The following is a 14,861-nucleotide window of genomic DNA, read 5'->3' as shown; positions in this document are numbered from 1 at the left end:
GATGTTTTCTGCTTATAAAGGCGCTTTCTCCCAGGCTGTCCAGCGCTAAAGCGCTTAAAAAGCCTCTTACCCGAAGAATTGACCTCATTTGATGTCCTTATTTTAAGGATAATTTTCCAAAATTGCGGATAAAGTAACCAGTCTGTTAAAGACTGATTTCACATCAAAAAAAGCTATTAGAAATTACGTAAAACCACTCGCCACGGCGTCTGGAATCGGTTAACCTCCAAGGCGTTGAGGGTATAGCAGCAGAAAATTCGGCTCCTTTTTATACAAAAACGTGTTCGTTAACACATTTTAGTAATTAAGGAATTGTCTTAGAGAGCAGTGCTTATTAATCTCAATCCGTTTTGTCATTTGGCTGGCGACATTCTGTCGTAAGGACATCGAAGGAATATACGAACAATGGTCAAGTCTCAACCAATACTGAGATATATCTGGCGGATTGTGCCTGCAGTGGCGCTGGCAACACTCCTCTCGGCATGCAGCAGTACCGGTCAACACGCAAAAAACGAGAATCATGAAGTTAACAACCAGAATGGTTTTTTACTTCAGGCGTCTCAGGATGAATTCGAAGAGATGGTGCGGAGCGTGGATGTTAAGTCCCGCATCATGGAGCAATACGCCGACTGGAAAGGCGTGCGTTACCGCCTCGGCGGCGACACCAAACGCGGCATCGACTGTTCAGCTTTCGTTCAGCGCACTTTTCGCGATCAGTTCGGTTTAGAACTGCCGCGTTCAACCTCTGAACAGCAGGATACCGGCAGCCAAATTTCACGCGGCAAACTGCGTCCCGGCGATCTGGTGCTGTTCCGCGCCGGCTCAACCGGTCGTCACGTAGGAATCTATCTCGGCAACGATAACTTCGTCCACGCCTCCACCAGCAGCGGCGTGATGATTTCCAGCCTGAACGACAGCTACTGGAAAAAACGCTACCGCGAAGGACGTAGGGTATTAAGCCGTAATCCCAGCTGATTCCTGACCTTCGATAGTTTCTCAGCCAGAGAAAACAGAACGCTGCTTCGGCAGCGTTTTTTTTCGCCCCTGCGCCGGATAATTGCATAGTAATCACGTAAAAATGATTGTTTATCAGAAGAATAACGAGACATTTCCTGTCTTCTCGTTATATTCTCATGGACTTCGCCAGAGAGCAGTCGTGCACAGTCAATAATAAAAGATAAGACAAGGGGAAAGCACTTCATGCCATTGTCCAGGACGCTGATGCGCCAGGCCACCTACCCTCGCCGCATCGCCTGGAGCAGCGCGATTTTCGGTAGCCTGTTCTTTATTCTGTTTACCCTGATCTTGCTGACATTCATCTGGCATAAGCGGCAGCTCCAGCATCAACAGCTGCTGCACGACAGCCGCGATGCGCTACAGCAGTCGCTGGACAGATTAGTCACCCATACCCTGAACCCCCTTCTCTCTTTTAGCCGTTTCGACTGTCACGCCATCAGCCAGGAACTGACCTCTCGCGCCGCCTTCGCTGGCGATCTGCGGGCGATTCTGCTGGTGCGCGAGGGCTACGCTTTTTGCTCCTCGGCGACCGGGGCGTTTCGCCTGCCGCTTAGCGCCATTTCCGACCAGACAGATCTCAGCCGCGATCGCGATCTGCGCCTGCTGAGCGGCACGCCGTTACAGCCCGGCAAGCCGGTTTTCGCTCTCTGGCTGCGCAATCCGCAAAGCGTACAGTCCGGCGTGCTCGCTACCATCAATCTTAACCTGACGCCCTATCAGCTGCTGGCCTCTTACCATCCCGAAATTTCCGGCATGGCGCTGGTGGCGCAGAACAACGCGCTCGCCAGCTGGCAGCCTGTCACCATCGCGAAAAGCGACCTGCCGCCGCAGCCGCTGATGCAGCTTGCGCTCGACGGCTATCCGCTGCAGTTTGTTCTCTATGGCGATACGGTATCGATGCGCGATATTCAGATGATCGTGCTGAGCGGCATTTTGCTGTCGCTGCTGGTAGGCGGCGGCTGCTGGCTGCTGCTGTCGATGAACCAGCGCCCCGGCAAAGAGATCCTGCTCGGCATCAAACGCGGCGAGTTTCACGTCGAGTACCAGCCGCTGATCAGCACACTTAGCGGACGCGCCTACGGGCTGGAAGCGCTGCTGCGCTGGAACCACCCCAGCGAAGGCCTTATCCCGCCGGATATGTTTATCAGCTACGCCGAGTCGCTGAACCTGATTATTCCGCTGACGCGTCATCTGTTCGAGCTGGTGGCGCGGGACGCGCACCGGCTCAATCCTTACGTTCCCGCCGGCACCCATATGAGCCTGAATCTTTCGCCGCTGCATCTGGCGTCGGAGAGTTTTCAACAGGACGTTAAGCGCTGGATCGCCGCCATGCCGGATAACCATTTCAACTACGTCTTTGAAGTGACTGAACGCACCATGGTACGCGATAAAAATGCCGGAGAGGTTTTCGCCTGGCTGCATCAAAATGATATTCAGATTGCGATAGACGATTTCGGTACCGGCCACAGCGCGCTGATCTATCTGGAAAAATATCCCTTCGACTATATCAAGATCGATCGCGGCTTCGTGCAGAGCATCGGGACGCAAACCCTGAACTCGCCGGTGCTGGACGCGGTGCTCCATCTGGCGAAGAAGCTAAACCTGAAAACCGTCGCCGAAGGGGTGGAAACCGGCGAGCAGGCGGCATGGCTGGTGAAACACGGCGTCAGCCATATGCAGGGCTACCTTTTTAGCCGGCCGCTGAAGCCGGACCGGCTAATCGACTATTACCGCAGCCGCAGCCTGGCTTCGCTGGCGGGATAGCTGGCCGCCCCGCCCCGGATGCTGCTACGCTAGCCTGCGAATAACCACGGGAGAACCTGAATCCTATGCTGTTTCGCCTGATATCGCTGCTGCTGTTAATGGCCCTTTGCGCGCCGCTGCGCGCGGAAGTTGTGCGCGAAAGTCGCGCCTTCGCCACGCTGGGCGAACCAAAATACGCGCCCGGTTTCAGCCACTTCGACTATGCGGATCCCGCCGCGCCAAAAGGCGGCCAGCTTACTCAGGCAGTCGTCGGCACTTACGATAACTTTAACCGTTACGCCTCGCGCGGCAATCCTGGCGCAGGCACCGAGACGCTTTACGATCGCCTGTTTACCTCTTCCGACGATGAGCCGGGCAGCTACTATCCGCTGGTCGCCGAGTCGGCGCGCTATGCCGACGACTTCCGCTGGATGGAAATTCGCCTCAATCCACGCGCGCGGTTTCACGACGACACGCCCATCACCGCGTCGGACGTCGCCTTTACCTTCGCTAAGTTTATGCATGAAGGCGTGCCGCAGTTTCGCGTCATTTATCGCGGCGCGACGGTAAAGGCGCTGGACGGCCAGCGCGTGCGCATCGACCTGCCGAAGCCAGATCGGGATTTAATGCTGGGGCTGCTGACGCTGCCGGTGCTGTCGCAGCGCGACTGGCAGAATAAAAAGTTCAACGAGCCGCTGAGCGCCCCGCCGCTCTCTAGCGGCCCTTACCGCATCAGCCGCTATAAGCTGGGTCAGTATATCGAGTACAGCCGGGTGAAAAATTACTGGGCGGCGGATCTGCCGGTGAATCGCGGGCGGTTCAATTTCGATACGCTGCGCTACGACTACTACCTTGACGATAACGTCGCCTTCGAAGCCTTTAAGGCAGGCGCGTTCGACCTGCGCCAGGAAGGATCCGCCAAAAAGTGGGCGACCCAGTATCGCGGCCGCAATTTCGATAATCAGCACATCGTCAAAGAGATCACGCCCAACCAGGCGTCGACCAATACCACCTGGCTGGCCATCAACAACGAAAAGGCGCCGTTCCGCGACCGTCGGGTGCGCCAGGCGCTGACGCTGGCGTTCGACTTCGAGTGGATGAATAAGGCGCTGTTCTACGGCGCTTATCAGCGGGTCAGCAGCTATTTTCAGAATACCAAATACGCCGCGCACGGCCTGCCGGACGCCGCGCAGCAGGCGCTGCTGGCTCCGTTCAAAGATCAACTGCCGCCGGAGCTATTCACCACGCCCTACGCCCCGCCGCGCACCGACGGCAGCGGCTACGATCGCGCGAATCTGCTGAAAGCGCTGGATTTGCTGCGGCAGGCGGGCTGGCAGGTAAAAAAACAGCAGCTGGTGAACGATCGGACCGGCCAGCCGCTGCGCATCGAGCTGCTGCTGCGCAGCGGCGCCAGCAACGACTGGGCGCTGCCGCTGCAGCATAGCCTGTCGCGTCTCGGCATCAGCCTGACGCTGCGCGTGGTGGACGCTTCCCAGTATCTGCGCCGGCTGCGCGAAGGCGATTACGACATGACCGCCAGGGTCTACCTGGCGATGCCCATCCCCAGTTCCGATTTGCAGGTCAGCTGGCAGTCCGACTACATCGACTCTTCCTGGAATAGCGCTCGGCTGAAAGATCCTTTGGTCGATCACTTTGTTAAAGCGATTGTGGCGCATCAGGGCGACAAAGCGGCGCTGCTGCCGCTCGGCCAGGCGCTGGATCGCATCCTGTTATGGAATGCGTACATGATCCCGATGTGGTACAACGCGGAAGATCGTACAGCCTGCTGGAATAAATTCTCCCATCCCGCCGTCAAGCCCGCCTTCGCGAGCGGGCTGGAAAGCTGGTGGTATGACGTGAACAAAGCCGCGCGTTTGCCGGCCGAACGACGCTGAGGAGCCTGAGTTGGCCGCCTATTTCTTGCGCAGACTGCTGTTAATTATCCCCACGCTGTGGGCGATTATCACGCTGAACTTCTTTATCGTGCAGATCGCTCCCGGCGGGCCGGTCGATCAGGCGCTGGCTAACATTCAGTTCGGCCAGACCACCGGCCTGCCGGGCGGCGGAGAAAGCGGCGCGCGCGGCGCCCTCAACCGCGTCGGCCCCGGCGACAGCGAGTACCGCGGCGCGCGCGGGCTCGATCCGGAAGTGATTGCGGAAATCAAAAAGCGCTACGGCTTCGACAAGCCGATGTGGCAGCGCTACGTCGAGATGCTGTGGAACTATGTGCGCTTCGACTTCGGCGACAGCCTGTTCCGCAGCGCATCGGTGCTGCAGCTGATCAAAGAGAGCCTGCCGGTTTCCATCAGCCTGGGGCTGTGGAGCACGCTGATTATCTATCTGGTGTCGATTCCGCTGGGCATTAAAAAAGCGGTGCGCAACGGCAGCGCCTTCGACGTCTGGAGCAGCACCTTTATCATCATTGGCTACTCGGTGCCCGCCTTTCTGTTCGGCATCATGCTGATCGTGCTGTTCGCCGGCGGCAGCTATTTCGACTGGTTTCCGCTGCGCGGCCTGACCTCGCCGCAGTTTGATTCGCTCTCCTGGTACGGAAAGATCGGCGACTACCTGTGGCACATCAGCCTGCCGGTGCTGGCGACGGTCATTGGCGGTTTCGCCACCCTGACCATGCTGACTAAAAACAGCTTTCTGGACGAGATCCGCAAGCAGTATGTGGTGACGGCGCGCGCCAAAGGGGTCAGCGAGCGACGCATTCTTTATCATCACGTTTTCCGTAACGCCATGCTGCTGGTGATCGCCAGCTTTCCCGCCACCTTTATCGGCATGTTTTTGACCAGTTCGGTGCTGATCGAGGTGATGTTCTCGCTGAACGGTCTGGGCCTGCTGGGCTACGACGCCACTATCCAGCGCGACTACCCGGTGATGTTCGGCACGCTCTATATTTTCACCCTGATCGGGCTGCTGATGAATATCCTCAGCGATCTGACCTATACGCTGGTCGATCCCCGTATCGATTTCGAGGGCCGCTGATGCGCTTGTCTCCCGTTAATCAGCAGCGCTGGCTGCGCTTCCGCCACAACCGACGCGGCTATTGGTCGCTGTGGATCTTTCTGGTTATCTTCGCGCTGTCGCTCGCCGCCGATCTGCTGGCGAACGAGAAGCCGCTGCTGGTGCGCTATCAGCAGCACTGGTTCGTGCCGCTGCTGGTGAGCTACAGCGAAAGCGATTTCGGCGGCGCGCTGCCCACCGCCGCCGACTATCAGGATCCCTGGCTGCAGAAACGGCTAGAGCAGCAGGGCTGGGCGCTGTGGGCGCCGATCCGCTTTAGCGACAGCACCATCAACTTCGCCACTTCGACCCCCTTCCCTTCGCCGCCCTCGGCGCAGAACTGGCTGGGCACCGACGCCAGCGGCGGCGACGTGCTGGCGCGCCTGCTCTACGGCACGCGCATTTCGCTGCTGTTCGGCATCCTGCTGACGCTGTTTTCCAGCGTCATCGGCATTATCGTCGGCGCCGTTCAGGGCTATTTCGGCGGCCGCGTCGATCTGATCGGCCAGCGCGTGATTGAGGTCTGGTCCGGCATGCCCGCGCTGTTTCTGCTGATACTGCTCTCCAGCGTTATCCAGCCCAACTTTTGGTGGCTGCTGCTGGTCACGGTAATTTTTGGCTGGATGGGGCTGGTGAGCGTGGTGCGCGCCGAGTTTCTGCGCACGCGCAACTTCGACTATATCCGCGCCGCGCGTGCGCTGGGCGTCAGCGACGGGCGCATTATGCTGCGGCATATGCTGCCCAATGCGATGGTCGCCACTCTCACCTTTCTGCCCTTTATCCTGTGCGGATCGATCGCTACCCTGACCTCGCTCGATTTTCTCGGCTTTGGTCTGCCGGTGGGCTCGCCGTCGCTCGGCGAGCTGCTGCTGCAGGGCAAAAATAACCTGCAGGCGCCGTGGCTCGGCCTGGCAGGCTTCTTTACGCTGGCGATCCTGCTGTCGCTGCTGATCTTTATCGGCGAAGCGGTACGTGACGCCTTCGACCCGGCCCGAGGAGTCTGACTATGTCGCTGCTTGCCATTCATCATCTTTCCGTCGCCTTTTCCCGCGGCGGCGTGACGCGCAACGTGGTAGAGGACGTTTCCCTCCGCGTCGACGCGGGCGAAACCCTGGCGCTGGTGGGCGAGTCGGGCTCGGGCAAAAGCGTAACGGCGCTTGCGGCGATGCAGCTGCTGCCCGCGCCGCCGGCGAGCTACCCCGCCGGCGAGATTCTGTTTAACGGCGAGGATCTGCTGCGCGTTGGCGAGCGGCGGCTGCGCGCGCTGCGCGGCGACCAGATAGCGATGATCTTTCAGGAGCCTATGGTCTCTCTCAACCCGCTGCACACCATCGAGAAGCAGCTGTACGAAGTGCTCTCTTTGCATCGCGGCATGCGGCGCGAGGCGGCGCGCGGGGAGATCCTCAGCGCTCTTGATCGGGTCGGCATCCGCAACGCCGCCGCGCGGCTGAATGATTTCCCTCATCAGCTCTCCGGCGGCGAGCGCCAGCGCGTAATGATCGCCATGGCGCTGCTGACCGAGCCCGCGCTGCTGATTGCCGATGAGCCGACCACCGCGCTCGACGTGACCGTTCAGGCGCAAATCCTGCGGCTGCTGCGCGATCTGCAGCGCGAACGCAACATGGCCATGCTGTTTATTACCCATGATTTGGGCATCGTGCGCCAGCTGGCGGACAGGGTCAGCGTGATGCGTCAGGGCAGAATCGTCGAGCAGAGCAGCAGCGGTCAGCTCTTCAGCCAGCCGCAGCATCCCTATACGCGACAGCTGCTGGCGGCGGAGCCGGAAGGCCGCGCGGTGCCGCTGCGCGACGACGCGCCACCGCTGCTGCAGGTGCGCAACCTGCGCGTCGGCTTTCCGGTGCGGCGCGGCCTTTTCAGGCGGCAGGTGGCGGAAAAAGTCGCCGTCAGCAACCTCAGCTTTACCCTGCGGCGCGGCGAGAGCCTGGGGCTCGTAGGCGAATCCGGCTCCGGCAAAAGCACCACCGGACTGGCGCTGCTGCGGCTGCTTGCCGCGCAGGGCGAAATCTGGTTTGACGGCCAGCCGCTGCATGCGCTGTCGCGCAAGGCGCTGTTGCCGCTGCGCCGCCGCATCCAGGTGGTGTTTCAGGATCCGAACTCCTCGCTCAATCCGCGCATGACGGTGCAGCAGATTATCGCCGAGGGTTTGGCGGTGCATCAGCCCAATCTCGGCGCTGCCGCACAGCAGGCGCGCGTTATCGCGGCGATGGAGGAAGTGGGATTAGAGGCGGAGAGCCGTCACCGCTATGCGGCAGAGTTTTCTGGCGGTCAGAGGCAGCGGATCGCCATCGCCCGCGCGCTGGTGCTGGAGCCGCAATTGCTGGTGCTGGACGAGCCGACCTCGTCGCTGGATCGCTCGGTACAGAAACAGATCCTCACGCTGTTGCGCAGCCTGCAGCATCAGCGCCAGCTGACCTATCTCTTTATCAGTCACGATTTGCAGGTGGTTCGCTCGCTGTGCCATCAGGTGATGGTGCTGCGCCAGGGCGAAGTGGTCGAGCATGGCGACTGCGAGAAGCTGTTCGCCGCGCCCGCAGCAGATTATACGCGCGAGCTGCTGGCCTCGGCGCAGCTCAGTGACCGTTGAAGGTCTCCGCGATGGCCACGCCCTGGTTTTTCAGGCAGCAGCTGGTGGCGCTTTCGTCGCTGCGCAAGATAAAGAGGCAGGGCGAGCCTTCGCACTCCGCTACTCTGCACTCGACCTGAATCGACGCCAGCGCGTCCTGCAGCTGATGCATAATGTCCCAGCCGGGGCGCCCGTCGTGGCTAATCAGGCGCAGCGCAATAAGATCCTGCTCATTGGCGACGCCCTCTTCCGCCACGATGGCGCTATGTAGCTCGCTGGCCCAGCGATAGCGCTGCGGCAGGCGATGCACGATGGAAAGTTGCAGCATAGTTAATTGATATCCCCAGAGCGATTAACTTCAGACACGATGAACAGCACTTGCTGTTGCTGCTAAACGGCAGAAACGGACGTCAAGGCTTGCTCTTTCGTTTCCCAACATACGACGTGTGGAAAGATTGTTTTTTGCGAGTCGGCTCGCATTTTGGCCTATTAGTACCGCGTTCATCGACAGTTAACAATCAGTTTAGACGCATTCTGGTTACTTTCTTAATCATTAATATTCACAACTAAGAAACATATTGAACTGGGTATAGTGGAACGAAGCGGGAAAAAGGAATTTTGCAGCGGCACTGACGCAGGGTGACATGGCCCGGGCCCGATCGCGAAGTCCATTGCATCCATGCTCGCTCGGCCCGCGCAAATACGCGCCTCATCCCTGAGGCGCGCCCGTTACCGGGCCATGCCGCCCTGCTTTTCGGGCTTTGCCAGCTGTCTGAAAGAACAACCGGGTTAGTGTTTGATAGCGCGAGGACGCGAGGCGTACAAAAAGAAAAGCATCGAGCATGTGGCGCACGCCGCGATGGTGCCCACCATCGGCCAGGCGCTGTTAAAGCTCGCCGTTGACAGCAGCGCGCCTACCAGCCCGCCGACGCCAAACCGCAGCGTGCCCGCCAGCGACGATGCGGTGCCCGCCATATGGGGAAACTCGTCGAGGATCACCGCCATCGCGTTAGAGGAGACCACCGACACGCAGCCGATAAACATCGCGACGCCCAGCACCAGCGGAATGAATCCCATATGCAGCGCGCTCACCGCCAGCAGCCAGATGCCCATCGCAAACTGGATCACCAGCCCGGCGCGGAACATCGCCAGCGGACCAAAGCGGCGCACCGCACGGCTGTTGATAAGCGTCATCACGAAGAGAAACACCACGTTCAGCGCGAAGTAGTAGCCGAAGTCCTGCGGCGAAACGTGATTGACCTCGATATAAACGAAGGGACCGGCGTTGAGAAAGGTAAACAGCCCGGCAAACGAGAAACCGCTCGCCAGCATATAGCTGAAGGCCCGCTTGTGGCGAAACAGCGTAATGAAATTGCCCAGCATGGTGCGCAGGTGAAAACGCTGGCGCTGCTCCGGCCTGAGCGTCTCGCGGATCTGCGTCATCACCATCACGGTGGTGATCAGCGCGGCGATCGACAGCGTCCAGAAAATGGCGTGCCAGTTCCACGCCAGCAGCAGCCAGCCGCCGATAATCGGCGCCAGCAGCGGCGCGATAGTGGTGATCAGCATGACGAACGACATCATGCGCGAGAAATCCTCTTTCGAGTAGCTGTCGCGCATCAGGGCGTTGATCACCACGCTGGCCGCCGCGGCGGAGAGGCCGTGCAGAAAGCGCATCAGAATCAGCTGGTCGATGGTCTGCGCCAGCGCGCAGGCGGCGGCCGCGCAGGCGAAAATCAGCGTGCCGAGCACGATCACCGGCTTACGGCCGTAGCTGTCCGCCAGCGGGCCGTAGACCAGCTGGCCGATGGCGAACCCCAGAATATAGAGGTTAAGCGTCATCTGCACGCTGCCTGCCGACACGCCGAATTCGCGGGCGATCTGCGGCATCGCGGGCAGGTACATATCGATGGAAAGCGGCATCAGCATCGCCAGCAATCCCAGAATCACCACCAGTCCCGCAGCTGAGTTTTTATCCTTGCGCACGGCCGCTCCGCTATTTCTGTTTTAACTCGTCGGGCAGCCCGACGCTGTTAATTTCGTCTTCCGTCAGCGGACGATATTCGCCCGGCTCGAGATCGTCATCCAGCACGATCTCGCCGATACGTTCGCGATGCAGCCCGACCACGCGGTTGCCTACCGCGGCAAACATGCGCTTCACCTGATGATAGCGCCCTTCGCTGAGGGTCAGCAGCACCTCGGTCGGCGTAATCTCTTCCATTTGCGCCGGCTGGGTCAGCGATTTTTCGCCGTGCAGCTGAATGCCCTCGGCGAACTGCTGCGCGACATCCGCGGCGACGGGATGCTCCAGCGTCACGCGGTAGGTTTTCTCGCAGTGGTGGCGCGGCGAGGTAATGCGGTGCGACCACTGGCCGTCGTCGGTCAGCAGCACCAGCCCGGTCGTGTCGATATCGAGGCGTCCCGCGGCGTGCAGCTTCCACGCGGTCGGCTCTTCGATAAAGTAGAGGATGGTGGGGTGATCGGGATCGTCGGTTGAGCAGACATAGCCCTGCGGCTTGTTCAGCATAAAGTAGCGCGGGCCTACCTGCAGCTGCAGCGGATTGCCGTCATATTCCACCTCATGCTCGGGCTGGATTTTGAAGGCGGTGTCGCGCACCACTTCGCCGTTGACGGTGACTTTTTGCGCCCGGATTTCACGGCCGGCGATAGCCCGGCTGACTTCCAGTTGCTGAGAGATGAATTTATCGAGTCGCATGAATTCGCTTTGCCTGTTACTGCGGAGGGAAACTGAAACGGGGTTTTACCCGTTGAAAAAGTGCGGGAAGTATAGCCTGAACCAACGCCGCCGCACAGAGCCCTTCCTGCGTTTCATCCATTTTCATGGCATAATCTCGCCCGGTTTCGCAAAAGTGATCGGCCATGGCTTTTACTCTACGTCCCTATCAGCAAGACGCGGTTAACGCGACCCTCAACCATTTTCGTCGTCACGCCGAACCGGCGGTGATCGTGCTGCCCACCGGCGCAGGCAAAAGCCTGGTGATCGCCGAGCTGGCGCGGCTGGCGCGCGGGCGCGTGCTGGTGCTGGCGCACGTCAAAGAGCTGGTGGAGCAGAACCACGGCAAATATCAGGCTTACGGGCTGGAAGCGGATATCTTCGCCGCCGGCCTGCAGCGCAAAGAGAGCCAGCGTAAGGTGGTGTTCGGCAGCGTGCAGTCGGTGGCGCGCAATCTGGCGCAGTTCGACAGCGCCTTTTCGCTGGTGATCGTCGACGAGTGCCACCGCATCAGCGATGACGACAGTAGCCAGTATCAGCAGATTTTCAGCCACCTGCGTCAGCATAATCCGCAGCTGCGTCTGCTGGGGCTGACCGCGACGCCGTTTCGACTCGGCAAAGGCTGGATCTATCACTTCCACTATCACGGCATGGTGCGCGGCGACGAGAAGGCGCTGTTTCGCGACTGCATCTATGAGCTGCCGCTGCGCTACATGATCAAGCACGGTTTTCTGGTGGAGCCGGAGCGGCTCGATATGCCGGTGGTGCAGTATGATTTCAGCCGCCTGACGGCGCAGGCTAACGGCCTGTTCAGCGAGGCGGATCTCAATCGCGAGCTGAAGCAGCAGCAGCGCGTAACGCCGCATATCGTCAGCCAGATCGTAGAGTTCGCCGAGGATCGGCGCGGCGTGATGGTGTTTGCCTCGACGGTGGAGCACGCGCGCGAGATCCTGTCGCTGCTGCCCGCCAACAGCGCGCTGATTTCGGCAGAGACGCCGGCGAAAGAGCGCGACGCCACCATCGCCGCCTTTAAGGCGCAGCAGCTGAAGTTTCTGGTCAACGTCGCGGTGCTGACCACCGGCTTCGATGCGCCCCACGTCGATCTGATCGCCATTTTGCGCCCTACCGAGTCGGTCAGCCTCTATCAGCAGATAGTCGGACGCGGGCTGCGCCTGTCGCCCGGCAAAACCAGCTGCCTGATTCTGGACTACGCCGGCAACCCGCACGACCTGTTTACCCCGGAAGTGGGCGCGCCGAAAGGCGCCAGCGACAATGAGCCGGTGCAGGTGTTCTGTCCCGCCTGCGGCTTCGCCAATACCTTTTGGGGCAAAACCACCGCGGACGGCATGATTATCGAGCACTTTGGCCGCCGCTGTCAGGGCGTGCTGGAAGATGACGAAGGCCACCGCGAGCAGTGCGATTTTCGCTTCCGCTTTAAAAGCTGTCCCGACTGCGGCGCGGAAAACGATATCGCGGCGCGGCGCTGCCACCAGTGCGACAAAATACTGGTCGATCCCGACGATATGCTGAAGGCGGCCCTAAAGCTCAAGGACGCGCTGGTGCTGCGCTGCGGCGGCATGACGCTGACGCACGGCCGCGACGACAAGGGCGAGTGGCTGAAGGCGACCTATTTCGACGAAGACGGCACCAGCGTCGACGAGCGCTTCCGCCTGCGCACGCCCGCACAGCGCAAGGCGTTCGAACAGCTCTTTATGCGGCCGCATCAGCGCGCGCCGGGCGTGCCGCTCGGCTGGCAGACCGCCGCCGACGTTGTGGCGCTGCAGCCGCTGCTGCGCCATCCCGATTTCGTGGTGGCGCGCGCGAAAGGACAATTCTGGCAGGTGCGCGAGAAAGTTTTCGACTATCAGGGCCGCTTCCGCCGCGCCAATGAGCTGCGCTAAGCGGCAGAATCATTTGCCCGCCTCGCCCATTACCGCTATACTGCCGCCCGCTTTTGCATTCGCAATCGCCTTTGAACAACCTGCCTGCTGCTGGGTCGCCTGTAGCAGGAATTATTGAAGAGACATAACCATGTTGACCATCAACGCAGAAGTACGTAAAGAGCAGGGTAAGGGTGCGAGCCGCCGCCTGCGCACAGCGAACAAATTCCCGGCCATCATCTATGGTGGCAGCGAAGCCGCTGTTTCTATCGAACTGGATCACGACGCCGTGATGAACATGCAGACCAAACCAGGCTTCTACACCGACGTGCTGACTCTGGTTGTCGACGGTAAAGAAACCAACGTTAAAGTGCAGGCTGTTCAGCGTCACCCGTTCAAGCCAAAACTGCACCACATCGACTTCGTACGCGCGTAATCGCCTGCGAATCGACATAAAAAACGCCGCGTATGCGGCGTTTTTTTTGGCTGCCTGAAGGCTTATTTGCCGCTGGTGCGGCGCTGCAGCTGATCGCGCAGGTTCGGCGGCGTACCTTTGATAGTTAAGGTATCGGTAGCCGGATCCCAGAAAACGCGCTCGCCCAGCAGCCCGGCGTCAAAATTGAGCGTCAGTCCGCCGCCGCTGCCGGCGAATTTAGTCAGCTGGCGCAGCGTGCTGCGATCGGCCGGGAAATGCTCTTCCAGCTCGTAGCCCTGCTCCTGCGTAAAGGCCTGAAAGGATTTCTCGCCGAGCGGCGGCAGCTCCTTCGACAGATCCTCCAGCGCAATCTCCTCGCCCGCCTGCAGCTGTTCGTTGCAGTAGCTGTAAACCTGCTGGCGATAGTTCTGCCGCTCGCTTTTATCGAGTTCCGACTCCGCGCAGTAGTCGTCCACCGCCTGCAGCAGACCGCGGTTCTGCGCTTTGGTATCCAGACCGACGCTGGCGCCGAGGAAATCCATAAAGAAATCGGCGACCTTGCGCCCTACGCGTCCTCGCAGGAAGGTCAGATAGCGCGTGGATTCCGGCGTCAGCTCCCATTCGGTCAGGTCAATGCGCGCCACGATATCGGCATGGTTGATGTCGAGATAGTGCGTGCTGCTGATGTCGAGCTGCTCGTTGACGCGCATGCTGCGCTGGCTGTTGAGCACCGCGATCAGCAGATACTCCACCGCCAGATAGCGATAGTGCACAAACAGCACTACCCCGCCTTCGGCGAAAGGATATTTGGCCAGCTCGTCGCGCAGCCGGCCGGTCGCCGCGCGGCTGAACGCCAGGAAGTCGTCATTGCCTTTGCGGCAGTTGCGCAGCGCCTCCGCCAGTTCGCTCTCTTCGTTAAACAGGCCGTAGGCTTTGTTTTTCGCGCTGTAGACGCGGTGCAGCTCTTCTACCATCGCTTCCACGGTGGCGTTGGCTGGCAGCAGCGTATCGCGCAGTACCAGCTCAAGCTGGTTCTCGTCGCGCTTGATCAGCTGATGCAGGGCAATCTGGTCGATATCCAGACTCATGGTAGACTCTCCTTTTAGTTCAGGCGCGTATTCAAACACCGCCCGCATCGGCTTTCAACTCCATGCTTTGGCCGATCGATGCGCTTTCGATAAAATTGCGGTAAAAACCCTGTCGTTACGGTACTATACCGCCTTTTGAAACGAGATTAGCCGACGATATGCCACAATCATCCCGTTACAGCGACGAACGCGTGGAAAAACTCCTCGCGCAACTGGCCCAGGTGCTGCAGAAAGACAATGCGCCGACCGACCTTTCCCTGATGGTGCTGGGAAATATGGTGACCAACGTGATCAACAGCGACGTTGCGCCGGCGCAGCGCCGTTCGCTGGCACGTTCTTTCGCGGAAGCCCTGCAGGCCTCCGTACGCGACGACAACGCCCATTAATCGCT

13 protein-coding genes are annotated in these 14,861 nt (G+C 59.9%); 9 read left to right on the top strand and 4 right to left on the bottom strand.

Annotation, left to right across the window (positions count from 1 at the left end; all coding sequences use genetic code 11):
• Positions 1 to 405: 405 nt before the first annotated feature.
• The 6 genes from mepS (at position 406) to yejF (ending at position 8,374) form a co-directional block, all read left to right on the top strand.
• Complete coding sequence (mepS, locus tag HA46_RS09185; protein WP_084883792.1) at positions 406 to 975, top strand: bifunctional murein DD-endopeptidase/murein LD-carboxypeptidase; 570 nt, start codon at positions 406 to 408, stop codon at positions 973 to 975.
• Between the two features lie 225 nt (positions 976 to 1,200).
• Positions 1,201 to 2,781: a cyclic di-GMP phosphodiesterase gene (locus HA46_RS09180; RefSeq protein ID WP_033791608.1), complete on the top strand. Its 1,581-nt coding sequence runs from the start codon at positions 1,201 to 1,203 to the stop codon at positions 2,779 to 2,781.
• 65 nt (positions 2,782 to 2,846) lie between these two features.
• Positions 2,847 to 4,655, top strand: coding sequence for an extracellular solute-binding protein (locus HA46_RS09175; protein ID WP_084883790.1), 1,809 nt, complete (start codon positions 2,847 to 2,849; stop codon positions 4,653 to 4,655).
• A gap of 10 nt (positions 4,656 to 4,665) precedes the next feature.
• A complete protein-coding gene (locus tag HA46_RS09170) occupies positions 4,666 to 5,751 on the top strand; it encodes a microcin C ABC transporter permease YejB (protein ID WP_033791610.1) in 1,086 nt (361 codons plus the stop codon).
• A complete protein-coding gene (locus tag HA46_RS09165) occupies positions 5,748 to 6,773 on the top strand; it encodes an ABC transporter permease (RefSeq protein ID WP_179944768.1) in 1,026 nt (341 codons plus the stop codon). The genes HA46_RS09170 and HA46_RS09165 overlap by 4 nt, the downstream gene beginning before the upstream one ends.
• Positions 6,770 to 8,374, top strand: a complete 1,605-nt coding sequence (gene yejF, locus HA46_RS09160; RefSeq protein ID WP_208857409.1) for a microcin C ABC transporter ATP-binding protein YejF — start codon at positions 6,770 to 6,772, stop codon at positions 8,372 to 8,374. The genes HA46_RS09165 and yejF overlap by 4 nt, the downstream gene beginning before the upstream one ends.
• Here the strand turns inward: yejF and HA46_RS09155 are convergent.
• The 3 genes from HA46_RS09155 to rsuA form a co-directional block, all read right to left on the bottom strand.
• Complete coding sequence (locus tag HA46_RS09155; RefSeq protein WP_084883786.1) at positions 8,361 to 8,681, bottom strand: YejG family protein; 321 nt, start codon at positions 8,679 to 8,681, stop codon at positions 8,361 to 8,363. The genes yejF and HA46_RS09155 overlap by 14 nt on opposite strands.
• A 461-nt stretch (positions 8,682 to 9,142) precedes the next feature.
• Positions 9,143 to 10,339, bottom strand: a complete 1,197-nt coding sequence (locus HA46_RS09150; protein WP_033791614.1) for a Bcr/CflA family multidrug efflux MFS transporter — start codon at positions 10,337 to 10,339, stop codon at positions 9,143 to 9,145.
• 10 nt (positions 10,340 to 10,349) lie between these two features.
• The gene (gene rsuA, locus HA46_RS09145; protein ID WP_084883783.1) at positions 10,350 to 11,069 is read right to left on the bottom strand and encodes a 16S rRNA pseudouridine(516) synthase RsuA; all 720 of its coding nucleotides are present in this window, start codon (positions 11,067 to 11,069) and stop codon (positions 10,350 to 10,352) included.
• A 164-nt stretch (positions 11,070 to 11,233) separates the two neighbouring features.
• Between rsuA and radD the strand changes: the two genes are divergently transcribed.
• Together radD and rplY are read left to right on the top strand one after the other, a co-directional pair.
• Positions 11,234 to 12,988 (top strand): DNA repair helicase RadD, encoded by a 1,755-nt coding sequence (gene radD / locus HA46_RS09140; protein WP_084883780.1) that lies wholly within the window; start codon positions 11,234 to 11,236, stop codon positions 12,986 to 12,988.
• Between the two features lie 130 nt (positions 12,989 to 13,118).
• Complete coding sequence (gene rplY / locus HA46_RS09135; protein WP_084883778.1) at positions 13,119 to 13,403, top strand: 50S ribosomal protein L25; 285 nt, start codon at positions 13,119 to 13,121, stop codon at positions 13,401 to 13,403.
• Positions 13,404 to 13,465: 62 nt separating this feature from the next.
• On the opposite strand, the gene yejK is transcribed toward rplY, so the two are convergent.
• Entirely contained in the window at positions 13,466 to 14,470 is a 1,005-nt protein-coding gene (gene yejK / locus HA46_RS09130) for a nucleoid-associated protein YejK (protein ID WP_033791618.1), read from the bottom strand.
• A gap of 158 nt (positions 14,471 to 14,628) precedes the next feature.
• Between yejK and HA46_RS09125 the strand changes: the two genes are divergently transcribed.
• Positions 14,629 to 14,856, top strand: coding sequence for a YejL family protein (locus HA46_RS09125; RefSeq protein ID WP_033750387.1), 228 nt, complete (start codon positions 14,629 to 14,631; stop codon positions 14,854 to 14,856).
• Positions 14,857 to 14,861 lie beyond the last annotated feature (5 nt).

It is taken from the genome of Pantoea septica (genome assembly GCF_002095575.1).
GTDB lineage: Bacteria > Pseudomonadota > Gammaproteobacteria > Enterobacterales > Enterobacteriaceae > Pantoea > Pantoea septica.
The sequence above is the reverse complement of the archived record's forward strand: the minus strand, read 5'-3'. Positions and strand labels throughout refer to the sequence as shown.